Annotated in this window: 20 protein-coding genes and 2 riboswitches; all 20 genes read right to left on the bottom strand. The window is 60.4% G+C overall.

Annotated features, from left to right (window positions below; translation table 11 throughout):
- Nucleotides 1–593 precede the first annotated feature (593 nt).
- Nucleotides 594–1859: a phosphoribosylamine--glycine ligase gene (gene purD, locus ACFO3S_RS10210; RefSeq protein WP_378095026.1), complete on the bottom strand. Its 1266-nt coding sequence runs from the start codon at nt 1857–1859 to the stop codon at nt 594–596.
- A gap of 37 nt (nt 1860–1896) precedes the next feature.
- Nucleotides 1897–3444 (bottom strand): bifunctional phosphoribosylaminoimidazolecarboxamide formyltransferase/IMP cyclohydrolase, encoded by a 1548-nt coding sequence (gene purH / locus ACFO3S_RS10205; protein ID WP_378095024.1) that lies wholly within the window; start codon nt 3442–3444, stop codon nt 1897–1899.
- A gap of 15 nt (nt 3445–3459) precedes the next feature.
- Entirely contained in the window at nt 3460–4110 is a 651-nt protein-coding gene (gene purN, locus ACFO3S_RS10200; protein WP_378095022.1) for a phosphoribosylglycinamide formyltransferase, read from the bottom strand.
- On the bottom strand, nt 4107–5153 hold the full coding sequence (gene purM / locus ACFO3S_RS10195; RefSeq protein WP_378095020.1) for a phosphoribosylformylglycinamidine cyclo-ligase: 1047 nt from the start codon (nt 5151–5153) through the stop codon (nt 4107–4109). Before purM ends, purN begins: the two co-directional genes overlap by 4 nt.
- Nucleotides 5154–5440: 287 nt before the next feature.
- On the bottom strand, nt 5441–6937 hold the full coding sequence (gene purF, locus ACFO3S_RS10190; protein WP_378095018.1) for an amidophosphoribosyltransferase: 1497 nt from the start codon (nt 6935–6937) through the stop codon (nt 5441–5443).
- Nucleotides 6934–9189 carry a phosphoribosylformylglycinamidine synthase subunit PurL gene (purL, locus tag ACFO3S_RS10185; RefSeq protein WP_378095016.1) on the bottom strand — a complete coding sequence of 752 codons (2256 nt, stop codon included), beginning with the start codon at nt 9187–9189 and terminating at the stop codon, nt 6934–6936. The genes purF and purL overlap by 4 nt, the downstream gene beginning before the upstream one ends.
- Entirely contained in the window at nt 9167–9859 is a 693-nt protein-coding gene (gene purQ, locus ACFO3S_RS10180) for a phosphoribosylformylglycinamidine synthase subunit PurQ (RefSeq protein ID WP_378095014.1), read from the bottom strand. The genes purL and purQ overlap by 23 nt, the downstream gene beginning before the upstream one ends.
- 7 nt (nt 9860–9866) lie before the next feature.
- Complete coding sequence (purS, locus tag ACFO3S_RS10175; protein WP_378095012.1) at nt 9867–10109, bottom strand: phosphoribosylformylglycinamidine synthase subunit PurS; 243 nt, start codon at nt 10107–10109, stop codon at nt 9867–9869.
- Between the two features lie 355 nt (nt 10110–10464).
- A complete protein-coding gene (locus ACFO3S_RS10170; protein WP_378095010.1) occupies nt 10465–11346 on the bottom strand; it encodes a phosphoribosylaminoimidazolesuccinocarboxamide synthase in 882 nt (293 codons plus the stop codon).
- A gap of 31 nt (nt 11347–11377) precedes the next feature.
- Nucleotides 11378–12676 carry an adenylosuccinate lyase gene (gene purB, locus ACFO3S_RS10165; RefSeq protein WP_378095008.1) on the bottom strand — a complete coding sequence of 433 codons (1299 nt, stop codon included), beginning with the start codon at nt 12674–12676 and terminating at the stop codon, nt 11378–11380.
- 6 nt (nt 12677–12682) lie between these two features.
- Nucleotides 12683–14050, bottom strand: coding sequence for a 5-(carboxyamino)imidazole ribonucleotide synthase (purK, locus tag ACFO3S_RS10160; protein WP_378095006.1), 1368 nt, complete (start codon nt 14048–14050; stop codon nt 12683–12685).
- Nucleotides 14047–14535, bottom strand: a complete 489-nt coding sequence (gene purE / locus ACFO3S_RS10155) for a 5-(carboxyamino)imidazole ribonucleotide mutase (RefSeq protein ID WP_378095004.1) — start codon at nt 14533–14535, stop codon at nt 14047–14049. Before purE ends, purK begins: the two co-directional genes overlap by 4 nt.
- A gap of 272 nt (nt 14536–14807) precedes the next feature.
- Nucleotides 14808–14906: riboswitch (purine riboswitch) on the bottom strand.
- Nucleotides 14907–15117: 211 nt separating this feature from the next.
- Nucleotides 15118–16467, bottom strand: coding sequence for an NCS2 family permease (locus ACFO3S_RS10150; RefSeq protein WP_378095002.1), 1350 nt, complete (start codon nt 16465–16467; stop codon nt 15118–15120).
- A gap of 130 nt (nt 16468–16597) precedes the next feature.
- Nucleotides 16598–16698: riboswitch (purine riboswitch) on the bottom strand.
- 255 nt (nt 16699–16953) lie between these two features.
- The gene (locus ACFO3S_RS10145) at nt 16954–17976 is read right to left on the bottom strand and encodes an ABC transporter substrate-binding protein (RefSeq protein WP_378095000.1); all 1023 of its coding nucleotides are present in this window, start codon (nt 17974–17976) and stop codon (nt 16954–16956) included.
- 124 nt (nt 17977–18100) lie between these two features.
- Nucleotides 18101–19681 carry a helix-turn-helix domain-containing protein gene (locus ACFO3S_RS10140; protein WP_378094998.1) on the bottom strand — a complete coding sequence of 527 codons (1581 nt, stop codon included), beginning with the start codon at nt 19679–19681 and terminating at the stop codon, nt 18101–18103.
- Nucleotides 19682–19888: 207 nt separating this feature from the next.
- Nucleotides 19889–21409, bottom strand: a complete 1521-nt coding sequence (guaA, locus tag ACFO3S_RS10135; RefSeq protein WP_378095042.1) for a glutamine-hydrolyzing GMP synthase — start codon at nt 21407–21409, stop codon at nt 19889–19891.
- A gap of 192 nt (nt 21410–21601) precedes the next feature.
- A complete protein-coding gene (locus tag ACFO3S_RS10130; protein WP_378094996.1) occupies nt 21602–22408 on the bottom strand; it encodes an ABC transporter ATP-binding protein in 807 nt (268 codons plus the stop codon).
- 59 nt (nt 22409–22467) lie between these two features.
- A complete protein-coding gene (locus ACFO3S_RS10125; protein ID WP_378094994.1) occupies nt 22468–23727 on the bottom strand; it encodes an MFS transporter in 1260 nt (419 codons plus the stop codon).
- Between the two features lie 78 nt (nt 23728–23805).
- Nucleotides 23806–24513 carry a FadR/GntR family transcriptional regulator gene (locus ACFO3S_RS10120; RefSeq protein ID WP_378094992.1) on the bottom strand — a complete coding sequence of 236 codons (708 nt, stop codon included), beginning with the start codon at nt 24511–24513 and terminating at the stop codon, nt 23806–23808.
- Between the two features lie 323 nt (nt 24514–24836).
- Nucleotides 24837–26783, bottom strand: coding sequence for an ADP-ribosylglycohydrolase family protein (locus ACFO3S_RS10115; RefSeq protein WP_378094990.1), 1947 nt, complete (start codon nt 26781–26783; stop codon nt 24837–24839).

Below are 26783 nucleotides of genomic sequence, written 5' to 3'. Positions count from 1 at the left end.
GCTTAATCTGACTGCTTCTTCTTTGAATGCTTTGTCGTACCGTTTCATTGTCTCCCGTCCCCTCGTTAGCTTTCATTTTATTTCATATGAGGGTGTTTTTCGACTGCATTTTTATCGTAGCACTCCAGGTTAGCATGGGGTGATGGCTGTCGTGGACTTGTAAGTTGGCATAGGTTAGCGCGGCTTGGGGGGCTGAAATGGGTTGGTGAATTGGCATAGGTTAGCATGGGTTATGGGCTATCGTGGGCTAGTGAATTGGCGTAGGTTGGCGTGGGTTAAAACATCAGGGATTCGAAGTCTGAATGTTCCCCGTTCGATGTCTCATCTTTGAGGTGAAAATCGGGAACGCTACTACGTAACTGCCGCTTCGCGGCGGATTTTTCCGGAAGGAGATGACGGTATGGAAAGCCTGCTGCGATGGGCCTCGACCCACATCCTAAGCGTTCTGCTCATCCTCGGCGTTATTTATGCGGTCGGATTCGTGCTGACCCGCCGCAAGTCGCTGTTTTATAAAGAATAAGCCCCCGGCTCGAACTCCTGCGCCAGAAGCGCAAGACTCCGTACCGGAGGCTGCGGAAGCGATTGGAAGGGCGCTACACGAGCGCCTTCGCCGCTATGTCCGTGCGATTTAATTTGCCCTCGAACGTAATGCCGGCAGCCGCCGCATAGGCGCTGGCCCGCGCTTCGGCGATGCCCGGCCCGCGTCCGACGACGCCAAGCACGCGCCCGCCGTTGGTCACGATGCGTCCGTCCTTCAGCGCGGTGCCCGCATGGAAGACGAGCGCGCCGGGCACATCGACGCGATCCAGCCCTTCGATCGGCAGGCCCTTCGGATACGAGCCCGGGTAGCCGCCCGACGCCAGCACGACGCAGACGGCCGCTTCGTCGCTCCAGCGGATGTCGATATCCGCCAGCGTGCCGTTGATCGACGCAAGAATAATCTCCAGCAGATCCGTCTCCAGCCGCGGAAGAACGACCTGGGCCTCCGGATCTCCGAAACGGGCGTTGAACTCGATCGTTTTCGGACCATCCTTCGTGATCATCAAGCCCGCGAACAGCACGCCGCGGAAAGGACGGCCCTCCGCCGCCATCGCGCGAGCCGTCGGCTTGATAATGTTCTCGATCGCTTCCTCGATGATCGACGGATCGATATGAGGAAGCGGCGAGTACGTGCCCATGCCGCCGGTGTTCGGCCCTTTGTCGTTGTCGAACACCTGCTTATGATCCTGCGCGGGCGACATCGCCCGGACCGTTTCTCCGTCCACGAACGCGAGAATGGACATCTCCTGGCCTTCGAGGAACTCTTCGATGACTACCCGGTCCCCGGCCGCGCCGAACGACTTGCTCACCATCGTCTCCTCCAGCGCCTGGTCCGCTTCTTCGCGCGTGAAGCATACCGTTACTCCCTTGCCCGCAGCCAGTCCGTCCGCCTTAATGACGATAGGCAGCGGCTGCTTCGCCAGATAAGCTTTGGCCGACTCGTAGTCAGTGAACGTCTCGTACTTGGCGGTCGGAATGTTGTATTTGCGGAGCAGGTTTTTCATGAAGATTTTACTGCCCTCGATTTCCGCGGCGTTCTTGCGGGGCCCGTACACCGGAATCGAAGCCGCCTCGAACTCGTCCACGATGCCGGCGGCCAGCGGATCGTCCGGGCCGACGACGACAAGGTCGATCGCTTGCTCGCGCGCGAAGCCGACGAGACGGTCAAACTCCATCTCCCCGATGTCCACGTTCTCCGCCAGCTCTCCGATCCCGGCGTTGCCGGGCGCGCAGTAGATTTTCCCGACTTTGCCGCTCTTCCTGAGCGCCCAGACGATCGCATGCTCGCGTCCGCCGCGTCCGATGACCAACACTTTCACGCTCTTATCCCCCTCTGAAAACAACGGCGCAGCCGCCTTAATGTCTGAAATGACGAACTCCCGTCACGACCATCGCGATGCCCGCGGCATTCGCGGCCGCAATTGACTCCGCGTCCTTTACGGAGCCGCCCGGCTGAATGATCGCCGTAATTCCCGCCTGACCGGCAAGCTCCACCGTATCCCCCATCGGGAAGAATGCGTCGGAGGCGAGCACGGCGCCCCGCGCCAGATCTCCCGCCTGCTCGATGGCGATGCGGGCCGCGCCCACCCGGTTCATCTGCCCCGCGCCGACGCCGACCGTCATATTGTCCCGAGCCAGCAAAATCGCGTTCGACTTCACATGCTTGACGACCTTCCAGGCGAACAGCAGCTGCTTCATTTCCTCCGCCGTTGGCGCGCGTTCCGTGACGACCGTCAGATCGTTCTCGGACAGGCTGTGCACATCGCTCTCCTGCACGAGCATGCCGCCCTCGACGCTCGTCACGAGCCATTCGGAGCTGCGCTCCTTGGCCGACGGGAGCTCGCCGATGCGCATCAGACGAATATTTTTCTTCCGTTGGAGAATTTCAAGCGCCTCCGGCGCAAAGTCCGGGGCAATGATGATTTCCAGGAAAATCTCGCTCAGACGGACCGCCGTATCCGCTTCGATGACGCGGTTCGCCGCGATGATGCCGCCGAAGATCGAGGTCGGATCGGCTTCGTACGCTTTGCGGTAGGCTTCGTCGATGCTCGCGCCGATGCCGACGCCGCACGGGTTCATATGCTTGACCGCAACGACCGCCGGCTCGTCGAACTCCTTGACGATCGCCAGAGCCGCGTTCGCGTCGTTGATGTTGTTGTAGGACAGTTCTTTGCCGTGAAGCTGCTCGGCCGCCGTAATGTTATAAGCCGAGGCCAGAGGCTTGCGATAGAAAGCCGCCTTCTGGTGAGGATTCTCTCCGTAACGCAGATCCTGAACCTTCTCGTACGTCAGCGTCAAGCTTTCCGGCAGCGGATCGCCGAGCTGCTTGGCGAAATAGTCGGAGATCAGCGCGTCGTACGCCGACGTATGGCGGAACACCTTCGCCGCCAGACGCTTGCGGGTATCGAGCGTCGTGTCTCCGCCGGCGCGGATCTCCTCCAGCACCCGGTCGTAGTCTCCCGCGTCCACGACAACGGTGACGAAGGCGTGATTCTTGGCCGCCGAACGCAGCATCGTCGGACCGCCGATATCGATGTTCTCGATCGCGTCCTCGTAGGAGACGTTCGGCTTGGAGATCGTCTCCTTGAACGGATACAGGTTGACGACGACGAGATCGATGTAGTCCAGATTCAGCTCTTCCATCTGCTTCGTATGCTCGGCCTCGCCGCGGATCGCCAGCAAGCCGCTATGGACCGCGGGATGCAGCGTTTTGACCCGTCCGTCGAGAATTTCCGGGAAACCCGTCACTTCGGAGATGCCGACGACCGGCACGTTCTCTTTCTCCAGCAGCGTCTTCGTACCGCCTGTCGAAATCACTTGCACGCCTTGATTGGCGAGCTCACGGCACAATTCCACAATTCCGGTCTTGTCCGATACGCTGACCAGCGCTCTTCTAATCGCCACGAATGAATCCTCCGTTCAGTTGGTTATCGTTACTTTGCGTCCGTCAAGGCGCACCTTGCCGCCCGCGATCCAGCCTACGACCCGGGGCAGCAGCTCGTACTCCGCCCGATGAATTTTTGCGCCCAGCGTTTCCGGGGTATCGTCGTCCAGCACCTCTACCGCTTGCTGGGCGATGATCGGGCCGGTATCCATGCCCCCGTCGACGAAATGAACGGTCGCTCCGGCCACCTTCACGCCGTAGCGGATCGCCTGGCCGATTCCGTCCACGCCGGGAAACGCCGGAAGCAGCGCCGGATGGATATTGATGATTCGTCCGTCATAGGGCTCGATCAGCGTGGATGTCACCAGTCTCATATAGCCCGCCATCACGACAAGGCCGATTCCGCGTCTCTGAAGCTCCCGCACGATCTCCGCTTCATAAGCCTCTCTGGAGGCGTAATCCCGGGGGGCAAACACGTACGTGTCGACGCCCAGACTGCGAGCGCGCTCCAGCACGTAGGCCGAAGGCTTGTCGCAGACGACGAGGTCGATCTCCGCGCGGATCCGACCGGCTCGAACCGCCTCGGCCAGCGCCTGAAAGTTACTTCCGTTGCCCGAGGCGAACACCGCGACCTTCAGCGGGGAAGAAGACAACGCTCGCGCGGCTCCCTCGTTGCCGTACGTCATGGCAGCTCCGCGCCTTCGAACGTCACGATCTTCGCGCCTTCAGTTACGGAGCCGATGCGGTAAGCCTGCTCTCCCTGCTCCTTCGCGATCGCCAGCGCCAGTTCCGCCTGCTCCTCAGGAACGACGAGCACCATGCCGATGCCCATGTTGAACGTCGTGTACATGTCGCGGTCGGTCACGCTGCCGGCTTGCTGCAGCAGCCCGAAGATCGGGAGCACCGGCCAGGAGCCGGGCCGGATGTCCGCATTGACGCCTTCCGGCAGCATGCGCGGAATGTTCTCGATGAAGCCGCCGCCCGTTATATGGGCCATCCCCTTGATCGAAACGGATTCAAGCAGCTTCAGAATCGGCTTTACATAGATGCGCGTCGGCTCGATCAGCACGTCGCCCAGCGCGCGGCCTTCCAGCCCGGCCGGCTTGTCGGACAGCGAATAGCCTTCCTGCTCCAGCAGCAGCCGGCGAACGAGCGAGAAGCCGTTCGAGTGAATGCCGCTCGACGCGAACCCGAGGATGGCGTCGCCCGCCCGGATCGTCGAACCGTCGATCGCCTTCTTGCGGTCGACGACGCCGACCGTGAAGCCCGCGATATCGTACTCGCCCTCGGCGTACATGCCCGGCATCTCAGCCGTCTCCCCACCGATGAGAGTGCAGCCGGCCTGCTCGCAGCCGTCCGCGACGCCTTTGACGATCGCTTCGATCTTCTCGGGAATGACCTTGTCGCAAGCGAGATAGTCGAGGAAGAAGAGCGGCTCCGCTCCGGTCACGACGACGTCGTTCACGCACATCGCCACCGCGTCGATGCCGATCGTATCGTGCTTGTCCATCGCGAACGCCAGCTTCAGCTTTGTGCCGACTCCGTCCGTTCCGCTGACGAGCACCGGCTCCTCATACTTGTCTTTGTTCAGGCCGAATAACCCGCCGAATCCGCCAAGACCGGTCAGCACTTCCGGGCGGAACGTTTTCTTGACGTGCTTCTTCATCCGTTCGACCGCTTCGTTGCCGGCCGCGATATCGACTCCGGCCTGTTTGTACGCCTCGGACAATGATTTCAACTCCCTTTATTCTTGTTAACTCGCGCAACGTACGCCGTCAAAAGCACGTATGGCGCGTCTATCCCGATATTCGCCGACCCGGGCGGGGCCAATAAGCCGCGAGGCGCGCTTATTCGAGAGTGCCGATTCGGGCGGGGCCAAAAGCCGCGAAAGGCGCGCTTAATCGGGAGGGCCCGACCCGGACGGGGCGATTAAGCCCGCGAGACGCGCTTATTCGCGTGCTTATTCGCACGCCCCCCGCCTCAGAACCGGCGCCCTCGCGTCTCCCCCGCCCGCGCTTAATCGCAGCTGCAGGACGTCAGCTTCGCTTCCTCAAAACGAACCGGCGTCGGGTAGTCATTGTTGAAGCAAGCCATGCACAGCCCGTTGTTGTACTCCGTCGGGTGAATGCCGACGGCGTCGCGCAGTCCTTTCTCCGTGAGAAAATACAGAGAATCCGCGTTGATCGCCTGCCGAATCTCCTCCACCGACTTGCTCGAGGCGATCAGGTCGCCCGGGTTCGGCGTATCGATGCCGTAGTAGCACGGGTTCATGAACGGCGGCGACGTGATGCGGACGTGAACCTCGAGCGCTCCGGCCTCGCGGAGCATGTTCACGATCCGCAGCGACGTCGTGCCGCGCACGATCGAGTCGTCGATCATGACGACGCGCTTGCCTTCGACGACTTTGCGAACGGCGGACAGCTTCATCTTGACGCCCTTCTCGCGAAGCTCCTGGGAAGGCTGGATGAACGTCCGGCCGGTATACTTGTTCTTGATCAATCCGAGCTCGTAGGGAATGCCCGTCTGCTCCGCGTAACCGATCGCCGCCGAAATGCTCGAATCCGGCACCCCGGTGACGATATCGGCGTCCACGAACGACTCCTGGGCCAGAATCTGCCCCATCCGCTTCCGCGACGAATGCAGATTCGCCCCATAGATATCGCTGTCCGGACGCGCGAAGTAAATATACTCCATCGAGCAGATCGCCCGGCGCTTCATCGGCGCGAACCGCTCCTCGCGCAAGCCTTCCTTGCTCAGCACCAGCAGCTCGCCCGGCTGAACGTCGCGCACGTACTCGGCGCCGATCGTCTCCAGAGCGCACGACTCCGAAGCGAAAATATAAGCCGCTCCGAGCCTGCCCATCACGAGAGGACGAAGGCCGTGCGGATCGCACGCCGCGATCAGGCAGTCCTTCGTCTGGATCAGAAACGCGTAGCCCCCGATCAGACGCAGGAACGCGTCCTTCACCGCTTCGACCAGATCCTTGGAGGAACGCGCGATGAGATGCGCGATAACTTCCGTGTCGCTCGTCGTCTGGAAGATCGAGCCCGACTCCTCCAGCTCCTTGCGGATGGCCGGCTCGTTGACCAGGTTTCCGTTCGTGCAGACGGCCAGATCGCCGCCGCGGTATTTGAATACGAGAGGCTGCGCGTTCCCGAGCTGGCTGGAGCCGGAAGTGGAATAGCGCACATGGCCGATCGCCTGGCTGCCCTTCAGCGAATCGAGCCGGTCGCGATCGAACACTTCCTTGACGAGCCCCATCCCCCGGTGATAATGAAACGCACCTTCATCCGACGTGCAGATGCCGCAGCTCTCCTCGCCGCGGTGCTGCAGCGCGTGCAGACCGTAATAGGAAAGATTAGCCGCGTCGGGATGACCGTACACCCCGAACACGCCGCACTCCTCCCGCACTTTATCGAAAATGGATTCCCTGCTGCTGTTGCCCTCGTTGTAATAATCCCCGGTCCAGAGCCGCGTCACTTCTGTCCCCCCGTTCGCAACGCTAGATGTCATGCCGTCTTACCGTTCATATGGTTCCGAATCGCTTGAGACCAGACCGCCCGCAGCTCCTCCACGGACGCGTCGATCGCGTCGCGACCGCGGACTTTGACCTTCAGGCGGTCGCCGCCGACCGTTCCCAGAAGCTTGACGGGAATATCGGATTTCACCAGGAACAGCGCAAGCTGCTGCTCCAGCTCCGGCTTAACCGTCAGCAAAATCCGCGACTGGGATTCGCTGAACAGCGCCAGGTCGGGACGAAGATTCGTATCGAAATCCACTTCCGCGCCCAGACCGCGCCCGAAGCACGCTTCCGCTAGCGCCGAGGCCAGCCCGCCTTCGGACAAGTCGTGCGCCGAAGCGACCAGACCCGCCTGAATCGCGCCAAGAACCGCCTGCTGCAGCTTCTTCTCGACCGCCAGATCCAGCTCCGGAGGACGGCCCTCCGTCACGCCGTGAACGGCGTACTGGAATTCGCTGCCGCCGATCTCCGCCTTCGTCTCGCCGAGCAGGAAGATGACGTCGCCTGCCGCCTTGAACTCCTGCGTCGTAATATGATCGACGTCGTGCACGAGGCCGACCATGCCGACGACCGGCGTCGGATAGATGGCTCCGCGAACATTTTCGTTATAGAGAGACACGTTGCCGCCGATCACCGGCGTATCCAGCACGCGGCAGGCTTCCGCCATGCCGTCGACCGCCTTCTCCATCTGCCAGAACACTTCCGGCTTCTCCGGGCTGCCGAAGTTCAGGTTGTCCGTAATCGCCAGCGGCTCGGCGCCGGAGCAGACGATGTTGCGTCCCGCTTCGGCGACCGCAATGCGTCCGCCAACCTCTGGATCGAGATAAACGTAGCGGCCGTTGCAGTCGGTCGTCATCGCCAGACCCTTGCGCGTGCCGCGAATCGTGACGACCGCCGCGTCCGAGCCCGGACGAACCGCCGTCTCCGTGCGCACCATGTAATCGTACTGATTGTATACCCACTCTTTGCTGGCCAGCGACGGAGAACCGAGCACCTTCAGCAAAGCCTCATTCAGATCCAGCACTTGCTCGTAACGATTCGTATCGATCGAACCGTTCTTCCGATAATAATCCGGCACGGCGGACGGCTTCTCATACACCGGGCAGTCGTCCACAAGCGCCTTGACCGGCATATCTCCGACCAGCTCGCCTTTATGGAACAGCTTCAGGCGCCCGTCGTCGGTCACCTTGCCCACCTTCGCGCAGTGCAGCCCCCAACGCGCGAAGATCGCCTTCGCCTGCTCCTCGTGCTGAGGCTCGCAGACGAACAGCATCCGCTCCTGCGACTCGGACAGCATCATTTCGTACGCCGTCATGCCTTCCTCGCGCTGCGGCACTTCGTCGAGATACAGCTCCATGCCGTTGCCCGCCTTGCTCGCCATCTCGGCGCTGGAGCAAGTGAGTCCCGCCGCGCCCATGTCTTGAATGCCGAGCACGATGCCGGAGTCGATCAGTTCCAAAGTCGCTTCCATGACCAGCTTCTCCATGAACGGATCGCCGACCTGCACCGCCGAACGCTTCGCTTCGGACTCCGCCGTCAAATCCTCGGAGGCGAACGTCGCGCCGTGGATGCCGTCGCGTCCCGTCGCCGGTCCGACGTAGAACACCGGGTTTCCGATGCCTTTGGCGACGCCGCGTTGAATTTTATCGTGGTCGATCAGCCCGACGCACATCGCGTTAACGAGCGGGTTGCCTTCGTAAGCTTCGTCGAACATGATCTCGCCCGCAACCGTCGGGATGCCGATGCAGTTGCCGTAGCCCGCGATGCCGCTGACGACGTGCTCGAACAGGTAACGCACGCGCTCGTTCTCCAGCCGGCCGAACCGCAAAGAGTTCAGCAGAGCGACCGGACGCGCCCCCATCGAGAAAATATCGCGAATAATGCCGCCCACGCCCGTCGCCGCGCCTTGGTACGGCTCGACCGCAGACGGATGGTTGTGCGATTCGATTTTGAACACGACCGCCTGATTGTCGCCGATGTCGACGATGCCCGCTCCTTCGCCCGGCCCCATCAGGACGCGCGGCCCCGAAGTCGGAAATCTCCGCAGCAGAGGCTTGGAGTTTTTGTACGCGCAGTGCTCCGACCACATGACGCTGAATACGCCGATTTCCGTATAGTTCGGCTTGCGTCCCATAAAGTCGCAGATGAGCTCGTACTCTTTTTCCGAAACGCCGAATTGCTTGTATATTTTCTGATCCGCGATCTGTTCGACCGTCGGTTCCTTAGCGGATACTTGCTGCGCCATTGCGTTCCCTCCAAGCGTTGAGTACTGACGTAAACATCCGCGCGCCGTCGGCGGAGCCGAGAATGTCCTTAACCGCCCGTTCCGGGTGGGGCATCATGCCGACGACGTTGCCGGCCTCGCTGCACACGCCCGCGATATTGTCGACGGAGCCGTTCGGGTTTTCTCCCGCGTAGCGGAACACGATCTGGTTTTTCGCCTTCAGCTGCGCCAGCGTCTCGCCGTCCACATAGTAGCTGCCTTCCCCGTGCGCGATCGGAATCGTGACGACCTCGCCTTGTTTGTAATCGTTCGTGAAGGCCGTCCGGGCGTTCTCGACGCTCAGCTCGACCTGATGGCAGCGGAACTTCAGCGAGTTGTTGCGTATAAGAGCTCCCGGCAGCAGGCCCGCTTCCGTGAGAATCTGGAAGCCGTTGCAGATGCCGAGGATGAACTTGCCCTGTTCGGCCGCCTTCTTCACCTCGGCCATGACCGGGGCGAACTGCGCGATCGCGCCGCAGCGCAGGTAATCTCCGTAGGAGAAGCCTCCCGGAACGAGGATCGCGTCGTAGGCGGACAGATCGGTTGCCGTGTGGAACACGTAATCGACCGCTTGGCCGACCGTATCCTCTACCGCCTTGTAGCAGTCGATGTCGCAGTTGGAGCCGGGAAACACGAGTACAGCGAATTTCATGAGCGCCTCAGCCCTCCAATTCGAAACGATAGTCTTCGACGACCGTGTTGGCCAGAAGCTTCTCGCACATCACTTTAAGCTTTTCCTCCGCTTGCGCGCGATCGTTCGTGTCCAGGTCCAGCTCGAGATATTTGCCGATTCTCACCTTGCCGACTTCATTGAAGCCGAGCGAATGCAGCGCGCCCTGCACCGCGTTCCCTTGCGGGTCGAGCACGTTCTGCTTGATCGTCACGTAAACCTTTGCTTTCATGGGGGAGTTCCTCCTGATCTCGATTGGATGGGGTATGCGAATGGAATAAGAACGTCTGGCTTGTCAAAAAGTAAACCCTCGTGCGGATGCGATCCGTTAGATCCATTAGGTGGTGCGTTATCATTGGCGAGACATCGGCGTCGTACTCTTGCAGCCGGCAGACCGTTATGCGCTTCCGCTGGCCGCTCTCGCCGCCTCTTGCGGCCTGTCAGACCGTTACGCGCTTCCGCTGGCCGCTCTCGCCGCCTCTTGCGGCCTGCCAGACTGTTACGCGCTTCCGCCTGTCGCGTTCGCCGCCTCTTGCGGCCTGCGTCATCTCACAAGCGGCTGATGCGACCGGCGCCCGACCTGCGAGCTACTCCGTCAGCCTGCGGGCGATGTCGCGATAGCGGGCTGTCGTCGCCTCGACGACTTCGGCAGGCAGCGGTGGCGGCGGGCTATTCTTGTCCCAGTCCGACCCGGCCAAGTAGGCCCGCACCGGCTCCTTGTCCATGCTGTCGATCTCGGCGTCGAGCTTGTAGTTTTCCTCCGCCCAGAAGCGCGAGGAGTCCGGCGTGAACAGCTCGTCGATCAGGATGATCTCCCCGTCGATCAGGCCGAACTCGAACTTGCAGTCGGCGAGGAGGATGCCTCGCTTCGCGCAGTAGTCGCGCCCGAACTCGTACAGCTTCAGGCTGCGGTCGCGAAGCGCCTCCGCCAGCTCGGCGCCGACGCGGCGGGCCATCTCCGCGAACGGGATGTCCTCGTCGTGGCCAACGTCGTTTTTGCCCGCCGGAGTGAAGATCGGCTGCTCCAGCTTCTCGTTCTTCCGCAGGCCCTGAGGCAGCGGGATACCGTTGACCTCGCCCGAAGTCTGGTACTGACGCCAGCCGCCGCCCGTAATATAGCCGCGCACGACGCATTCGATGTCGATGCGCTTCGCCTTCCGGCTGACCATGATGCGTCCGGCCAGCTTCTCCGGCTCCTTCACGATGTCGCCCAGCAGCGCCGCGTCCGTATGCACGACATGGTTCGGCTGAAAGCCCGCGGTCTGCTCGAACCAGTGGGCGCTCAGCCCGTTCAGGACGCTGCCTTTTCCGGGAACCGGGGGATCCAGCACATAGTCGAACGCCGAGATGCGATCCGTTACGACAATTAATAAATGCTCTCCGAGATCGTACAGCTCCCGGACCTTGCCCTTGTGAATGAGCGGGGCGTTCACGAGCCCTACGGCCGTGGCCAATGCTTCGGTAGTCATTGCTGCCTCCTAGCGGCGCCAGCAGGCGCGCTTATTCGTTCAATCCCAACCGGTCGAAAATCGTATCCACATGCTTCAGATGCCATGTCGGATCGAAGCAGTCGGCGATCTCCTCGGCGGTCAGCACGTCGGTAATCTCCTTCGTCGACTCCACGATGTCGCGGAAGTCGCGCTGCTCCTCCCACGCCTGCATCGCGCGAGGCTGCACGGTGTCGTACGCCTGCTCGCGGGCGAAGCCCTTGTCGATCAGCTTCGTCATGACGCGGCCGGAGAACGGCACGTTGTACGTGCGGGACATGTTGCGCTTCATGTTTTCCGGGAATACGGTCAAATTCTTCACGATGTTGCCGAACCGGTTCAGCATGTAGTTCAGCAGCATCGTCGCGTCCGGCAGGATGACCCGCTCCGCCGAGGAGTGCGAGATGTCGCGCTCGTGCCACAGCGGCACGTTCTCGTAGGCGGTCAGCATATGGCCGCGGATGACGCGCGACAGGCCGCTCATGTTCTCGCAGCCGATCGGGTTGCGCTTGTGCGGCATCGCCGACGAGCCCTTTTGACCTTTGCCGAACGGCTCCTCCACCTCGCGGAACTCGCTCTTCTGTAAGCCGCGGATTTCCGTCGCGAACTTGTCGATCGACGTCGCGATCAGCGCCAGCGTCGCCATATATTCCGCATGGCGGTCGCGCTGCAGCGTCTGCGTCGAGATCGGCGCCGCTTTAATGCCCAGCTTGCCGCAGACGAACTGCTCCACGAAAGGATCGATGTTCGCGTAAGTGCCGACCGCGCCGGACATTTTGCCGAATTCGACGCCGGCCGCCGCATGCTCGAACCGCTCCAGGTTGCGCTTCATCTCCTCGTGCCACAGCGCCAGCTTCAGCCCGAACGTCGTCGGCTCCGCATGGACGCCGTGCGTGCGGCCCATCATCGGCGTTTTCTTATATTTAATCGCCTGGTCGCGAAGAATCGCGATGAAATTCACAATATCCTTCCGTAAAATCTCGTTCGCCTGGCGAAGCAGGTAACCCATCGCCGTATCGACGACGTCCGTCGAGGTCAGGCCGTAGTGTACCCATTTGCGCTCCGGTCCAAGACTTTCCGATACCGCGCGGGTAAAGGCGATCACGTCGTGGCGGGTTTCCTGCTCGATCTCGTAGATGCGGTCGATGTCGAACTTCGCGTTCCGACGCAGCGCCGCCGTGTCTTCGTGCGGAATATGCCCCAACTCGGCCCACGCCTCGCACGCGCACAATTCTACCTCCAGCCAAGCTTGGAATTTGTTCTGTTCGGTCCAGATCGCCCGCATCTCGGGACGGCTATAACGTTCTAACATGTGTGATTAGACCCTCCATATGTTCGATTGGGATATCCATTCCAGCGCCGATTCCACGTTCGGAGCCAGCACGTTCAGGTGGCCCATCTTGCGCTTAACCTTCGCTTCCGCCTTGCCGTACAGATGCACCTTAACCTCGACGCCCAGCTTCTCGGCGGCCGAATCCTTCTCGCCCATCCAGGCGAGCAGAGGCTCCATATGCTCGCCGAGAACGTTCGCCATGACGACCGGCGTCAGCAGCGACGGATCGCCGAGCGGCAGATCGCAGATCGCCCGGACGTGCTGCTCGAACTGCGACGTGCGGCAGGCTTCCATCGTATAGTGGCCGGAATTGTGCGGTCTCGGCGCCAGCTCGTTAACGTACAGCCGCCCGTCCGCCGTCAGGAACATCTCGACGGCGATCAGTCCGACGACGCCGAGCGTCTCGGCGATCGACACCGCCAGCTTCTCGGCCTCCGCGCGAACCTCGTCCGTAATCCGCGCCGGCACGATCGATAGATGCAATATATTATGAACGTGGATATTTTCCGCCGGCGGGAACGTCTTGACTTCTCCCGACGGGCTTCTCGCCGCAATCACGGAAATTTCCTTGTCGAAAACGATAAACTTCTCCAGCACGAGCTGCGTACCGCTCCGCGCCGCCTCTTCCCAAGCCGGGGCCAGCTCGTCCTCGCTCCGCAGCACCCATTGGCCTTTGCCGTCGTAGCCGCCGGTCGCGGTTTTCAGCACCGCCGGCAGTCCGAGCCTCGCAGCCGCTTCGCGCAAGCCTTCCAGGCTCGCGATCTCGGCATAAGGCGCTACCTGCACCCCCGCCGCTTCGACCGCCCGCTTCTCGCGCAGCCGATGCTGCGTCGTATATAGAAGCTTGCTGCCCTGCGGCACGTACGATTCCCGTTCCAGCATCTCCGCCACGCCGGCGTCCACGTTCTCGAACTCGTACGTGATGACGTCGGAGCGCCGGGCCAATTCCCGCGCCGCCTCCCGGTCGTCGTACGCCGCCGTGATCTGGTCCGCCGTCTGTCCGCAAGGGCTGTCCGGCGTCGGATCGAGCGTCACGAACCGGTAACCGAGCCGGCCTCCGGCATGCGCCAGCATCCGGCCGAGCTGGCCGCCGCCGAGCACGCCGATCGTCGCCCCCGGCAGAATGGCGCGGCGCGGCAATGCCGTCGCGCCCTTCCCGCCCGCTTCGGCGGACGGCGCCTCAGTCCTTGCGCTCGACCGCTGCTCCGCTTCCGCGCTGGAGCCTGCGGACGGCTCCATCTCTGCCGCCTGCCCATCCGCCGCGCCCGGAACGGCGCAGCCGAATTCGTCGCAGGCCATGCCCTCTCCGTCAAACAAATTCACAAGCTTGTTCACGTGATCCCCTCCGCTCATGAAGGCAGCTCCGCGTTGTCCAGCACTTCGCGCGTCACGCGCTCGCGCCTGGCGGCGACGCGAGCCTGCACCTGCGGATCGAACGCGCCGATGAGCTGAGCCGCGAGCAGGCCCGCGTTCGTCGCCCCGGCCGCGCCGATCGCCACCGTCGCCACCGGAATGCCTCCCGGCATTTGCACGATGGAGAGCAACGAGTCCAGCCCGTTCAACGCTTTCGATTGAACGGGCACTCCGATGACGGGCAGGACGGTTTTGGCCGCGACCATGCCCGGCAGATGAGCGGCGCCTCCGGCGCCTGCGATAATCACCTTTAAGCCGCGGGATGCCGCGGTTTCAGCGTATTCGAACATCAAGTCCGGCGTCCGATGCGCGGAGACGACTTTTTTCTCGTAAGGAATGTTCAATTCCTCCAGAATCTCGCACGCTTTCTTCATCGTTTCCCAATCCGACGTGCTGCCCATAATGACGCCGACAAGTGACGACATGATTCCACCCTTCCCCGTTTCGCCTTATGTTCTATTTCGACCATGAACCAAACATAAACGGCTTACGCCGTCCTTGGGACCGGCGAGATAACGTTTATGTCGGAGGTGATTCGGATAAGGATAACGAATTTGATCCTTTCTGAATCACAAAAAAGGTCGTTGGGAACATCTTCAGTATTCCCCAATCGACCCTCGAATCTCTTGCCTATGACGGCCATCTCGAACGGCGACAAGACAAAGCCCGAACCTGATCCGGTCCGCGCTCTATATGGGCTCCGTACGATGTGCCGCGTAGTCCGGAAATTAGGGTTTCCGGGTAGAGACGTTCGGGCCGATCCCCGACATATACGCGCTTGAAGCTCGCTGAATAATAGCCAAGTCATTTTGCTTCTTAACGTAACTAAGTGTACCCCAGAGAAGGCGGCGCTGTCAAACAAAGGCGAACGCTTTCATTGAGAAATATTATTAATGTTCGTGTTTTGATCAAATCTGGACAGAGGAAAACCCCGCCCCACCTCCGTCGATTCGGAAGTGAAACGGGGTTGATCTATGTCATGGGCCGCAAGCGGCCCATAAACGCGATTATTCTCCGCCGACGAACACGTAACGCGCGATGACGATGACGAACAGCACCCACATCAGCCAGTGGATTTTATGCTTTTTGTCTCCGACCAGATTCGTCACGAAGGCAAGCAGCACATAGGAGACGATGCCGAATGAAATCCCGTTGGCGATATTGTACGTGAACGGCATGATCGTAATCGTCAGGAACGCCGGAATGCCGACGGTCAGATCGGTAAAATCGATTTCCTTGATCGACTGCACCATGAGCACGCCGACGATGATGAGCGCCGCGCTTGTAGCCGGAGCCGGAATGAGCATGGCGATCGGCAGCAGGAACAGCGCGAGCAGGAAGAAGACGCCCGTCGTCACCGCGGTCAGACCGGAGCGCCCGCCTTCGGCGATGCCCGCGGAGCTTTCCACGTATGCCGTTACGGTGCTCGTGCCGAGCATCGCGCCGCCGCTGACCGCAATCGAGTCTACGAACATCGCTTTGCCGACTTTTTTGTTGCCCTCTTCTTTATTCTTGAAGAACCCGGCTCTGTTCGCCGTACCGACCAGAGTGCCGAACGTATCGAACAGCTCGACGAAAGTGAACGTGGCAATCGCCGTCAGAAGCCCCGTCGTGAACAGATCGGCGAAATCCATATGCCAGAAGTTCAGCTCGCCGAAGTTCGGAGCCCAGCTTGCGCTGCCCAGATCGGCGAAGTTGACAAGGCCGACCCCTGGAATCGCACCGATCAGCGTGATGGCGATCATCCCCAGAAGTATCGCGCCTTTTACCCTCAGCACCATCAGCACGCCGATAATGCCGAGACCGACGATCGTCAGCCACACGTTCGGATCTTCCAGATGTCCCATCGTCATCAGCGTGCTGCCGTCATCGAAGGCGAGGATGGACAGCACGCCGCTGTTCTTCATGCCGATAACGGCGATGAACAGCCCGATGCCGACCGTGATCGCATGCTTCAGCGCATCGGGGATGGCCACGATCAGAATTTGCCTGATCTGCGTCACGGTAAGAATAAAGAAGATAATCCCCGAAATAAATACGGCAGCCAACCCCATCTCGGGCGTGATCGGATGTCCCGTCGCCTGAGAGGTTATGACCGTCGTCGCGAAGAAGGCGTTCAGCCCCATGCCCGGTGCGAGCGCAACGGGGAAGTTGACGAACAGTCCCATCGCAATGGTAAAAATGCCGGCCGCCAGCGCGGTCGCGAGGAAGACGGACTCGAAGCTCAGTCCCGCTCCCGACAAGATGGCTGGGTTCACTGCCAGAATGTAGGCCATCGTCATGAAGGTCGTAATTCCTGCCATGATCTCCGTGCGTACGTTCGTTCCCAGTTCCTTCAGCTTAAAGAAACTTTCCATGTTCCCATAAACTCTCCCTTCAACTTTTGAATGAATTGGAACTCCAGCAAACAAACAAAAAACCTAGAAGACTTCTCTTCTAGGTTCCGCACAACCGGGAAAACGATTCCTGCGGACGCGGCGGTCCTCCGGATTTGTTTTCCCTTTTCGTAGACAGATCATTTGCGGTGACCTCGTAGAGACTCCCGGGCCGATTCCCGGGATTATACGAAAAGTGGATTCAGTTGTTTGTCCATTCCATATTCTAGGTCGAAAGCCCTCCCCTGTCAACGATTATTTACGTATGTTCAACCGCCGTTAACGGTGAGAATGTTCGGAATTGACACGCATTTCTGCCGCTTCCGCTCCGAAAATACCATTGAAAACGAAAACAAAACATACGCTGGGCGGAATTCTCCTTTTATGGAAAAGAGCCGTCGCCCTGGACCGTATTCGTCTGGGGACAGCTCTTCTCGAATTTGCTGAGCGCGCCTCGCATCCCAGCGTTTATTTCGCGTTCTCCGCTTCGCGCTGCGTCAGCAGCTCGACGGCCAGATCGATCTGTCCGGAAATCGCAAGCGGATCGTACGGATACCAGGTGTCGAAGTCGTTGATGAACAGCCTGTTGTTCTTCACGGCCGGCAAGCTGCTCCAGATGGCCGATTCCTGCAGCTTGCGCAGCGCCTCGCCGGTCTTGTCGGGATCGTAGACGGTCAGGAACATGTAATCCGCATCATACTCGGGAAGCATCTCCATGGACAGCTGAAGCGTCTGCTCTCCTTCCTTGTCCGGATGCGGCGAGCCGAAGCCCAGCGCATTGTAGAACACTTGTCCGCCACGTCCGGCATTATCGCCGAAGATCCAGAACGAACCGTCATTGACCAGCTCATAGATGCCGATCGTCGCCTTCTCGTCCACAATTCCCTGTAAAGCCTCTCGCGCCTTCCGAGCCTTCTGATCGAATTCCTCGATCAAGCGCTCCGCATTGTCCGGAGCTCCAGCCAGCTCCGAGAATAGCTTAATCGTCTCATAGACGTTCTTCGCCGTATTGTACGGAATATGAACCGTGGGGGCGATTTTGGACAGAGCCTCGTATTGGGTGTCGTTCATGACGACGATCAAGTCCGGATCTAGCTCCAATATTTTTTCGATATTCAACGGCTCGCCCACATCCTCTGCTTCTTTCAGATCGTCCGCCAAAAAGGGATTGTTGAAAGTAAGCGGTTCTACGCCAAGTACGTTTAATCCTGCGGCCAGCAGCTCTCCGCCGTAATAGTCCGTCACGACCCGCTGCGGCTTGGCGGGAATTTGAATCGTTCCTTTCCCCGTCTCGAATGGGCGGAGCGCCTGATCTTCCGGCTCAGGGGACGCAGCGCTTTCCGCCTGCGGGGCTGCGGAGGCCGGCGGCGCTTCCGCGGAGCTCTGCGAAGCGGACGGAGCAGTGTCTCTTCCGTCACCGCATGCGGATAAGATCAAGCCTATTGACAGCAGCAGAATACCGATTATGCCAACCTTTTCTCTCTTTAACACCTTGTTCTCCTCCTGTACACAGCAACGACGTTTGTGATAATGGGAATCATTATCAATTAAAAATGATAACAAGCCCCTTTTCCGCCGTCGATAGAAAAAGAACATAACTTTATATGGATTATGATCATCTTGCGCCCAACAGCTGATCCTCCAGCAGCCGTATCTGCTTTTCCAGGGACACGCCGTCATTGTACCAGATTTGGCCGATGGGGATCCAATACACCCGATTGCGGCGCACTGCCGCAAGCCTCTGCCAGCTATCGCTGGACAGCAGCCGTCTCGTAAGCTCCATCCCTTCCTCCTCGTACACGCTGACAATCATGTTGTCGGCTGCGTATTCCTCCAACTGGTTCGGCTCCAGCATAATGCATCCCCCGCTATGCTGCAGATGACGCTGTATCCTGTGAGGCGGATTCAGGCCCAGCATCTGATAGGCGGCAAAGCTGCAACGGTCGTAGCGGCCCATCACATATACTCGGCCGGCGGCGATTTCGTATACCGCGGTCGTCCCTTCCCTGCCTGGCCATTGCGCCAGACGTCCCCGCGCCTTGGCGGCCAAAGCGTTCAGGCGCTCCAAAGCCTGCTCCGCCTCCCGCGGTCTTCCCAGCAATCGGCCGAACGTATGCAGAATGTCCAGCGGACTGGCTTCTTCGGTGGATTGCGTCAGCACAGGCGCGATTTCGGCCAGTTGCCGCTGCAAATCCTTGCGCAAATAGCCGGGAGCTACGATCAGCTCGGGCGCCAGCGAACGCAGCTTGTTCAGATTCCACTGCTCGAACTCGGGCATGGAGCGGATTTCATCGCGCAGCTGATCGGAGTATCGCAGCATGTGGGACTCTCCCGCGATCGGCCTCAGCCCCAGCTGCAGCAGCGTGCCGAGAAACTGAAAGGCCGCTATTCTCTTGGGCTGCCTGCGGTATTCCGTCGGGTAGAAGCCGGTATGCCGTTTGAATTTGCGGCTGAAGTACAAGGCGTCGGCATAGCCGACATGCCTGGCAATTTCGCGAACCGAGCCGGCGGTCGTCAACAACTGCTCTTTGGCTTTTTTCATTCTGAACGCGGTAATGTAGTCCGTCACGCTGAGGCCGGTTTCTTTGCAGAATTTGCGTGAAAAGTAGTGCGGATGGTACCCCGTCATTTCCGCCAGCATCCCTCGGTTCAGATCATCCCCGTAGCGCTCGTTAATATGGCGAATCGCCTTCCGGATCGGCTCTTCCTCCGCTGGCAGGCTCTGATCGTTTATACCAAGGCTCCGCTCGATCGTCTCCAGCAGCAGCCGATGCCCCTTCAATGCGGACGAAGTCTTATCCGGCGACTGCCACCATTCGAGCAGCAGTCTGAACAGCTCGGCCAGCCTTGGGCTGCACTGGCTTGTCAGCATGCCGGGCGCCGGCAGACCTTCATACGAGCGGCGATGCAGCAGATGATCCCGTCCTTGCTCGATCAGCCGATATACGTCGAATTGCAGCACATAGGCGTACAGGCTGGCCGCGTCGGAGCAGCGAAGCTGCGCGTGAGTCCCCGGAGCCAGCAGCAGCAAGCAGCCGTAGTGCAGGTGATAAGAAGCATCGCCCAGTTGCAAGCTTCCCCCGCCTTCCGTTACTAGAAGCAAAGCGGGCCCGTCTGTCGCCAAGGTCGCCTGTTGGCCCGAAGAGCCGAGCGCAAGCTCGCTCGCCTCCCGCAGCTCATAATAACAGTCGAGCATCGGCAGCCCCCCCTTCCTTTTTAATAGCTCCCGCATTTAGCAAAAAACCTGCCAATGCAGCTTTGGCAGGTTCTTCGCCGGTTTTCAGCCTGTTTTCTTTCGCGGCGGCGGCCGTCAGGCCATGGGGCTGAAGGCAGCCCCGTGCAGAATCGGCTTGTTTATAGCTTCAACATCCTGAGTGACGGATAGGATACGGGTTTGACGACGTTACTCCCACTCGATCGTCGCCGGCGGCTTCGACGTAATGTCGTAGACGACGCGGTTGACGTTCTGCACTTCGTTAACGATGCGGTTGGAGATTTTCTCCAGCACGTCGAACGGGATGCGCGCCCAGTCCGCGGTCATGCCGTCGATCGACGTCACCGCGCGAATGCCGACGGTGTGAGAGTAAGTGCGTCCGTCCCCCATCACCCCGACGCTCTTCATATTCGGCAGCGCCGTGAAGTACTGCCAAATCTCGCGGTCCAATCCCGCCTTGGCGATCTCGTCGCGCAGAATTGCGTCGGACTCGCGGACGATCTCCAGCTTCTCCGGCGTCACTTCCCCGAGCACGCGAATGGCCAGACCCGGACCCGGGAACGGCTGGCGCATGACGATGGCTTCGGGCAGGCCGCATTCCGCGCCGACCTTGCGCACCTCGTCCTTGAACAGCGTCTTCAACGGCTCGATCAGCTGAAACTTCATATCCTCCGGCAGGCCGCCGACGTTGTGGTGCGACTTGATCGTCTGCGCCGTCGCCGTGCCGCTCTCGACGATGTCCGTATACAGCGTGCCCTGCGCCAGGAACGTGAAGTCGTCGAACTGCGCCGACTCCTCCTCGAAAACGCGAATGAAGTCGTTGCCGATCAATTTGCGTTTTTTCTCCGGATCTTCCACGCCCTTCAGATTGCCGAGGAACCGCTCGCTGGCGTCGATCTTCACGACGTTCATCCCGAACTTGCCGACGAACGTCTCCATGACGCTCTCGGCCTCGCCCTTGCGCAGCAGGCCGTGATCGATGAACATGCAGGTCAACTGATCGCCGATCGCCTTATGGATCAGCACGGCGACGACGGAGGAGTCCACTCCGCCGGACAGCGCGCACAGCACCTTTTTGTCTCCGACCTGCTGGCGGATGTCCCTGACCATGTCGTCGATGAAGGAGCCCATCGACCAATCGCCCTTGCAGCCGCAGACGCCGAACAGGAAGTTGCGGATCATCTCGTTGCCGTGCACGGAATGGCGAACCTCCGGGTGGAACTGCACGGCATAAAACCTGCGGTCCGGGTCGCTCATCGCCGCTACGGGAGCGTGCTCGGTGCTGGCGTCGACGCGGAAGCCGGCCGGAAGCTCGGTCACGTGGTCGCCGTGGCTCATCCACACCGTCTGGCGGCTGTCCAGCCCTTGCACGAGCGCCGCCCCCTCCGCGAAATCGATATCCGATTTTCCGTACTCGCGCTTGTGGGCCGGCTCGACTTTACCGCCTTGCTGATGGGTGATGAGCTGCATGCCGTAGCAGATGCCGAAGATCGGCACTCCGAGCTCGTAGACCGCAGGATCGACCATGGGCGCGCCTTCCGCATACACGCTGGCCGGTCCTCCGGAGAAAACGATCCCCTTGGGCGCAAGCTCGCGAAGCTTGTCCGCCGGCGTATTAAATGGAAGCAATTCGCTGTACACGCCCAAGTCGCGAATGCGTCTGGCGATCAGTTGGTTGTACTGTCCGCCGAAATCGAGTACGACGATCATTTCATGCTGGTTAGTAGTCACTGGTTAAACCGAGCCTCCCTCAATCAATTGAAGCTATTATAGCTTTGCGCCTTTGGCAGCGTCAAGGACAAGGGAGATCGACCAGCAGCCGTTATGCAGCGATGCGCCGAGCGCTGGGAGCTGCCCGCTGTGAAGCGTATCCGCAGCTGCCTCTCGATCGGCGTTCTCCTGTTAATCCAGCCCGCGATAGCCCTCCTGCCCCGTCCATGTCAGAATCGCGCGTTCGTTGTGCCAATGAACGGTAATGCCGGTTTCGAAAAAGTCGGTCAAAATCGGCTCCGTCAGCACCTCCTTCGTTCTCCCCGCGCGAAACACCTCCCCTCTGCGCATGAGCAGACAATGGCCGAAAATCGGCACGATTTCCTCCGTATGATGCGTCACGAAAACCAGATTCGGCGCGTCGGGCCGCCGCGCCAGGCGTTCGATGCTGGACAGCAACTGCTCCCTGGAGATGAAATCGAGTCCGTTGCAGGGCTCGTCCAAAATAAGCAGCTTCGGCGACGCCATAAGCGCTCTTGCAATGAGCAGCTTCTGCTTCTCTCCCTGCGAGCAGGTCTGGTACGTCCGGCCGATCAGATGCGAGCAGCGCAGCTGTTCCATAAGCTCGACCGCGTATTCCTCGTCCTCCTTCGTCGGCTTGTCGTACAGTCCGATCGAGGCGAACTTGCCGCTCAGCACGACCGACTGCGCCTTGTCGCCCGCGGACAGCCTCTCCTGCAGAGAGGAGCTGACCCAGCCGATCGACTTGCGCAGCTCGCGAAGATCGATCGTGCCGAACGGGCTTCCGAACACGCTGATTTTTCCTTGAGTCGGCCACAGGTAGCCGTTGATCATGTTGAGCAGCGTCGTTTTGCCGGAGCCGTTCAGCCCCAGAATCGCCCAATGCTCCCCTCGGTTCACCGTCCAGCTGACGTTGTGCAGCAGCGTCTTCTGCTCTCTGCGCCACGAGACGTTATCGACTTCAATGACAGTCTTCATCCTTATCGTTCCCCCTATAGTAGCGGCCCCGCTCCCAGCAGCGGGCGCGCGAGTGGCGTTTACGCTTTGGCAACTGCCGGCGATGAATCGGGCGCAGCGGACAGCGCCTGAAGCTTGCGGTCCGTCGGCAGGAATGCGGCCAACAAACCGAGCAGCGGCAAATACGCGCACACTTGAATGACCAGATCGATGCCGGACGCGTCCGCCACCTTGCCGAGCACGGCCGAGCCGACCCCGCCGAGCCCGAACGACACGCCGAACACAAGTCCGGAGACGGTGCCGACTTTATTCGGCAGCAGCTCCTGCGCATAGACGACGATGACCGAGAAGCCCGACATCAGAATAAAGCCGATAAAGACGCACAATACGACCGCCCAGAGCATGCTGTGAGCATAGGGAAGCAGCAGAGAGAACGGAGCCGTGCCCAGAATCGAAAACCAGATCATGTTGCGCCGTCCCAGCCGGTCGGCCAGCGGCCCGCCGAAAAACGTCCCGGCCATGCCGGCAAACAGCAGAGCGAACAAAATCAGCTGCGCCTGATCGACCGTAATGCCGAAGCGGTCGATCGCGTAGAACGCATAGAAGCCCGTCATGCTGGCGACGTACACGAATTTGGAGAACAGCAGCAGCAGCAAAATGACCAGCGATACGCCTATAATCGTCCCTCTTGGGCCGACAGGTCCGGAAGCCGCTTCCTTCCTGGCGGTCTTCGGGCGGGCCGAAAGATTGCCTTTGTACCAGTAAGCGACCTTCGTCTGGAGAATCAAGGCGACGATCGCGGCGATCGCGAACCAGGCGATCCCTTTTTGCCCGAGCGGTACGAAAATGAGCGCGGTCATGACCGGCGCAAGCGCCTGGCCCATATTGCCGCCGACCTGAAAAATCGACTGCGCCAGCCCGCGCCGGCTGCCGGCCGCCAAATAAGCGACCCGCGACGATTCCGGATGGAGCACCGAAGAGCCGATGCCGATCAAAACAACGGCAAGCATGATAAAGATGAAGGACGGCGCAAGCGCCAGCCCCACCACCCCCGCCAAGGTGAACAAAATGCCGATAGGGAGCAGATACGGCTTCGGCTTTGTATCGGTGTACAGACCGATAAGCGGCTGCAAAATCGAAGCGGTCACGTTCAGCGCGAAGCCGATCCAGCCGATCTGCGAGAAAGACAGGCTAAGCGTCTCATGAAAAATCGGAAACATGGCCGGGACGACAGACTGGATCGCGTCGTTCAACAGGTGTACGGAGCTGATCATAAACAAGACGGAAAATACGGTCATATGCCGGGCTTGCTGCCCGTCGCTTGCGGTTGTGGAGCTCATTTCTGCATCATCCTTACGATAGAATGGAAATTAAACATCTTATCATCAGATGTTTAACGGCAAAGCTCGATTACGAAGTTAGTCCATCTCGCCGAACAGCTCTTCGAGAGTTCCCTTCAAATAGCGGGACGCGCTGGCTACCGCGCCCGCCGAATCGCGGTCGCGAATGCATTCGTACAGCCGGGTATGCGCCTCCGTCTGGGGGTCGTGTCCTTCGGGATGGGCGAAGATCGCGGCCAGCGTCTCGCGAAGGAATACGGAGAAGGTCTGGTACAGATCGACGACGACGGCATTCTTGCTGGCGGTCGCAACCGCGATATGAAAGCGGATGTCGGCCTCGAGATACGTCTTGATATCGCCGTTCGCCAGAGCCCGATTTCGCGTGTCCAACTGCTCCTTGATCGCGGCCAGATCGTCCTCGTCCCGGCGTTCTGCGGCCAGCCTGGCCATCTCCAGCTCCATCATCTGCCGAACCTCGTACACTTCGATAATTTCCGCTCTGCGCAGCCTGCTGTCCAGCGGCTCCCGAATGACGGCGGCACGCTTCAGATAAGTGCCGAAGCCCTGCTTCTTCTCCAGCAGTCCGGCATGCACCAGAACCCGGACGGCTTCGCGGATCGTGGAGCGTCCAACCCCGAATTGCTCCATCAGCTCCGGCTCGGTCGGGATTTTATCCCCTTCCTTCAGCCCGCCCTCGGTAATCTTCTTCTGCAGTTGAATAACGACGTCGTCTACCAGCTTCGTGCGGCGTACCGTTCGGAAAGAAACCTTCGGCTTCGAATTCATCAGATCATCTCCCGTTATACGGGATTATAGCGGCGTCATGCGTGCAATGCAAGAGAAATATCGGGCGAGCGGCGATGACAGCGCGGAAGGGTTCGGGCGGAAGGTTTGGCGGAAGAGTCTGGCAGAAGGATTTGGCGAAAGGGTTCGGAGGAAGTGGTCTGGCGAAAGGGGCTGGCGAAAGGGTTCGGCGGGAAGGATTTGGCGGGAAGTCGTGCCGTAGGGGCTCGCGAGGCGGCTCCGGGCTCGCCGGTCCCGGCCTCAACCCGATAAGGACCGCCCCCGGCCGCTGCTCGCAGGCCGAAAGAGCGATCCTCGCTGGGTCTCTAGCGCAGGCTCGTAAAATCGGTAAACCAGTGGAATTTCAGCTGCCTCTGCCAGGCCTCCGGGTTCGAGAGGAAGTTGCCTTGCGCGGTGAAGCCCGCGGCGTCTCCCTGGAAGTTAAAGCTGAAATCGAAATGCCGGTCGCGGCGAACGAGCTTGAATACGACCTCGTTGACGCCCTGTCTCAGCTTGACGCCGATGCGGTGATTGTACGGCGTCCACATCGCGACCTCATCGCTGGCGGCCGTCTTCTCCCCGTTCAGCCAGCAGATGAAGCCGTCGTTGTTGCCGACGACGAGCATCGCTTCCCGCTCCGAGGGGGATTCGAAGCGATGCCGCACGTACACGCAGGAAGGTCCGACATGAGGGAACAGGTCGTCCAGAGGCAGCTTGTCCTTCGCGGCATCGAAGATCGTCGCCTCTTCCCCCGTGCCCAATGCGCCGATCTCCGCCTCTTCCAAATAGCATTTGTCCACACGAATGAAGTTATTGAAGTTGTAGCGCCCTCCCGGCGTACGGTTGCGATAAGGATTGTCCGTATGAACCGACGAATCGTACGTATCCCAGAACGGACCGAACGCCTCGAACCTTCTCGCCCCTGCCAGGCCGAAGGAGCTCTTGACGGCGGGACGGTTCTCCGGCGTCCAGAGCAATTGCACGAGATTTTCGAGCGGCAGCCGGTCGCACGAATCGGCCACGCGAAAACGGATCGTCGTTGCGACCCTCTCCCCGGGCTCAAGCCGAAGCTCTAGCAGCGACACGCTGGCAACGATGCCGCCCGGCGTCATGACTCGAAGCTGCCCTTGAATCGATGCGTTTCCCCGATGAACGACGACGACCCGAACCTCCGCAGGCGAATCGAACGCAATCGACGGCTCTCCGACGTATTCCACGGTCACTTCGGTCTCCGCGGGCTGGCGCGCGACGGGAAGCGACGGCTCGATCCCCGCAGGCACCTCGACGATCTCGGCGGCCAGCAAGCCGTCGCGCTGCAGCGACAGGCCCGCCCGGCAGGTGTCCTCGGCCAGATCGCGGATTTTCGTCGTCCGGCGCTCCACGTCGATCCCGATCACATAATCCGGGCCCATGCGCTCGATCCAGTCGGTTGGCAAGCCGTCCGCTCCGGCGATCTGGCCGAGAATCGCGCCGGCCGTCGCCGCCGTGCAATCCGTATCGTAGCCGCTGTTGACCGCGATCAGCATCGTCTCGGCGAAGTCTCCGCCCCCGTACAGCAGCGCCAGCACGGTCAGCGCGATGTTCTGCACGCTGTGCGAGGCGTCCGGCGTGCCGAACCGGCTCAGCAGCGTTCTTCTCGCCTGCTGCCAGGTCGCCCCCTTCGCGCGCTGCTCGCTCACCAGGGCGAGGCTGCGGGCCAAAGCGCTATCGTGCGGAACGTAGCCCAACCCGATCTCAATCAATCGTTCGAGACCGCTCTCCACGAAGGCCGCCGCCTCCAGCGCGGCGATGAACCGCTCCCCGTATACGGCCTCTCCGTCATGATCCAGCTGCCCGTCCAACTGCGCGTATTCCGCCGCCTTGTCCGGATCGCCGGGCGCGATAAAGGCCCAGATCTCGGCGCGAATCGGACACCCCATCGAATGATGGAAGTAGCTGTTGTTGAACGTTCCCGAAGCCGGAGGCAGCACGCCCAGCCGGTAATTTTTCACGAAATAGCCGTACTCGTTGAACGGATACCAGCAATGCCGCAGCCAGGCGTCCGCCAGATCCTTGCTGCTCAGCCGGGCACCCTGCCGTTCCAGCACCTGCAGCCAGAGCAGCTGCAGATCGAGATCGTCGTTGGGCGGAACCACTTCCGGAAAGACGTTCTCGGCGGTGAAGTCCATCAATTCTTTGTTGTTTTCCATTCGGGCCCCGATCGTTCCGCCGATGCATTTGCCGAGCCAACCGCCGTACACTTTATTGAAGTAATCCGTATAGCGAATCGTCAT

The sequence above is a fragment of the Cohnella hongkongensis genome, from assembly GCF_042654645.1.
Classification (GTDB): Bacteria; Bacillota; Bacilli; order Paenibacillales; family Paenibacillaceae; genus Cohnella; species Cohnella hongkongensis.
The sequence above is the reverse complement of the archived record's forward strand: the minus strand, read 5'-3'. Positions and strand labels throughout refer to the sequence as shown.

What these genes read in the sequence shown, in the direction of transcription:
- purN (WP_378095022.1), bottom strand. Translation starts at nt 4,110, where the DNA reads ATGACGTACGGCAACGAGGGAGCCGCGCGAGCGTTGTCTTCTTCCCCG.
- purF (WP_378095018.1), bottom strand. Translation starts at nt 6,937, where the DNA reads ATGACATCTAGCGTTGCGAACGGGGGGACAGAAGTGACGCGGCTCTGG.
- purL (WP_378095016.1), bottom strand. Translation starts at nt 9,189, where the DNA reads ATGGCGCAGCAAGTATCCGCTAAGGAACCGACGGTCGAACAGATCGCG.
- purQ (WP_378095014.1), bottom strand. Translation starts at nt 9,859, where the DNA reads ATGAAATTCGCTGTACTCGTGTTTCCCGGCTCCAACTGCGACATCGAC.
- purS (WP_378095012.1), bottom strand. Translation starts at nt 10,109, where the DNA reads ATGAAAGCAAAGGTTTACGTGACGATCAAGCAGAACGTGCTCGACCCG.
- ACFO3S_RS10170 (WP_378095010.1), bottom strand. Translation starts at nt 11,346, where the DNA reads ATGACTACCGAAGCATTGGCCACGGCCGTAGGGCTCGTGAACGCCCCG.
- purB (WP_378095008.1), bottom strand. Translation starts at nt 12,676, where the DNA reads ATGTTAGAACGTTATAGCCGTCCCGAGATGCGGGCGATCTGGACCGAA.
- purK (WP_378095006.1), bottom strand. Translation starts at nt 14,050, where the DNA reads ATGAGCGGAGGGGATCACGTGAACAAGCTTGTGAATTTGTTTGACGGA.
- purE (WP_378095004.1), bottom strand. Translation starts at nt 14,535, where the DNA reads ATGTCGTCACTTGTCGGCGTCATTATGGGCAGCACGTCGGATTGGGAA.
- ACFO3S_RS10150 (WP_378095002.1), bottom strand. Translation starts at nt 16,467, where the DNA reads ATGGAAAGTTTCTTTAAGCTGAAGGAACTGGGAACGAACGTACGCACG.
- ACFO3S_RS10140 (WP_378094998.1), bottom strand. Translation starts at nt 19,681, where the DNA reads ATGCTCGACTGTTATTATGAGCTGCGGGAGGCGAGCGAGCTTGCGCTC.
- guaA (WP_378095042.1), bottom strand. Translation starts at nt 21,409, where the DNA reads ATGATCGTCGTACTCGATTTCGGCGGACAGTACAACCAACTGATCGCC.
- ACFO3S_RS10130 (WP_378094996.1), bottom strand. Translation starts at nt 22,408, where the DNA reads ATGAAGACTGTCATTGAAGTCGATAACGTCTCGTGGCGCAGAGAGCAG.
- ACFO3S_RS10125 (WP_378094994.1), bottom strand. Translation starts at nt 23,727, where the DNA reads ATGAGCTCCACAACCGCAAGCGACGGGCAGCAAGCCCGGCATATGACC.
- ACFO3S_RS10120 (WP_378094992.1), bottom strand. Translation starts at nt 24,513, where the DNA reads ATGAATTCGAAGCCGAAGGTTTCTTTCCGAACGGTACGCCGCACGAAG.
- ACFO3S_RS10115 (WP_378094990.1), bottom strand. Translation starts at nt 26,783, where the DNA reads ATGACGATTCGCTATACGGATTACTTCAATAAAGTGTACGGCGGTTGG.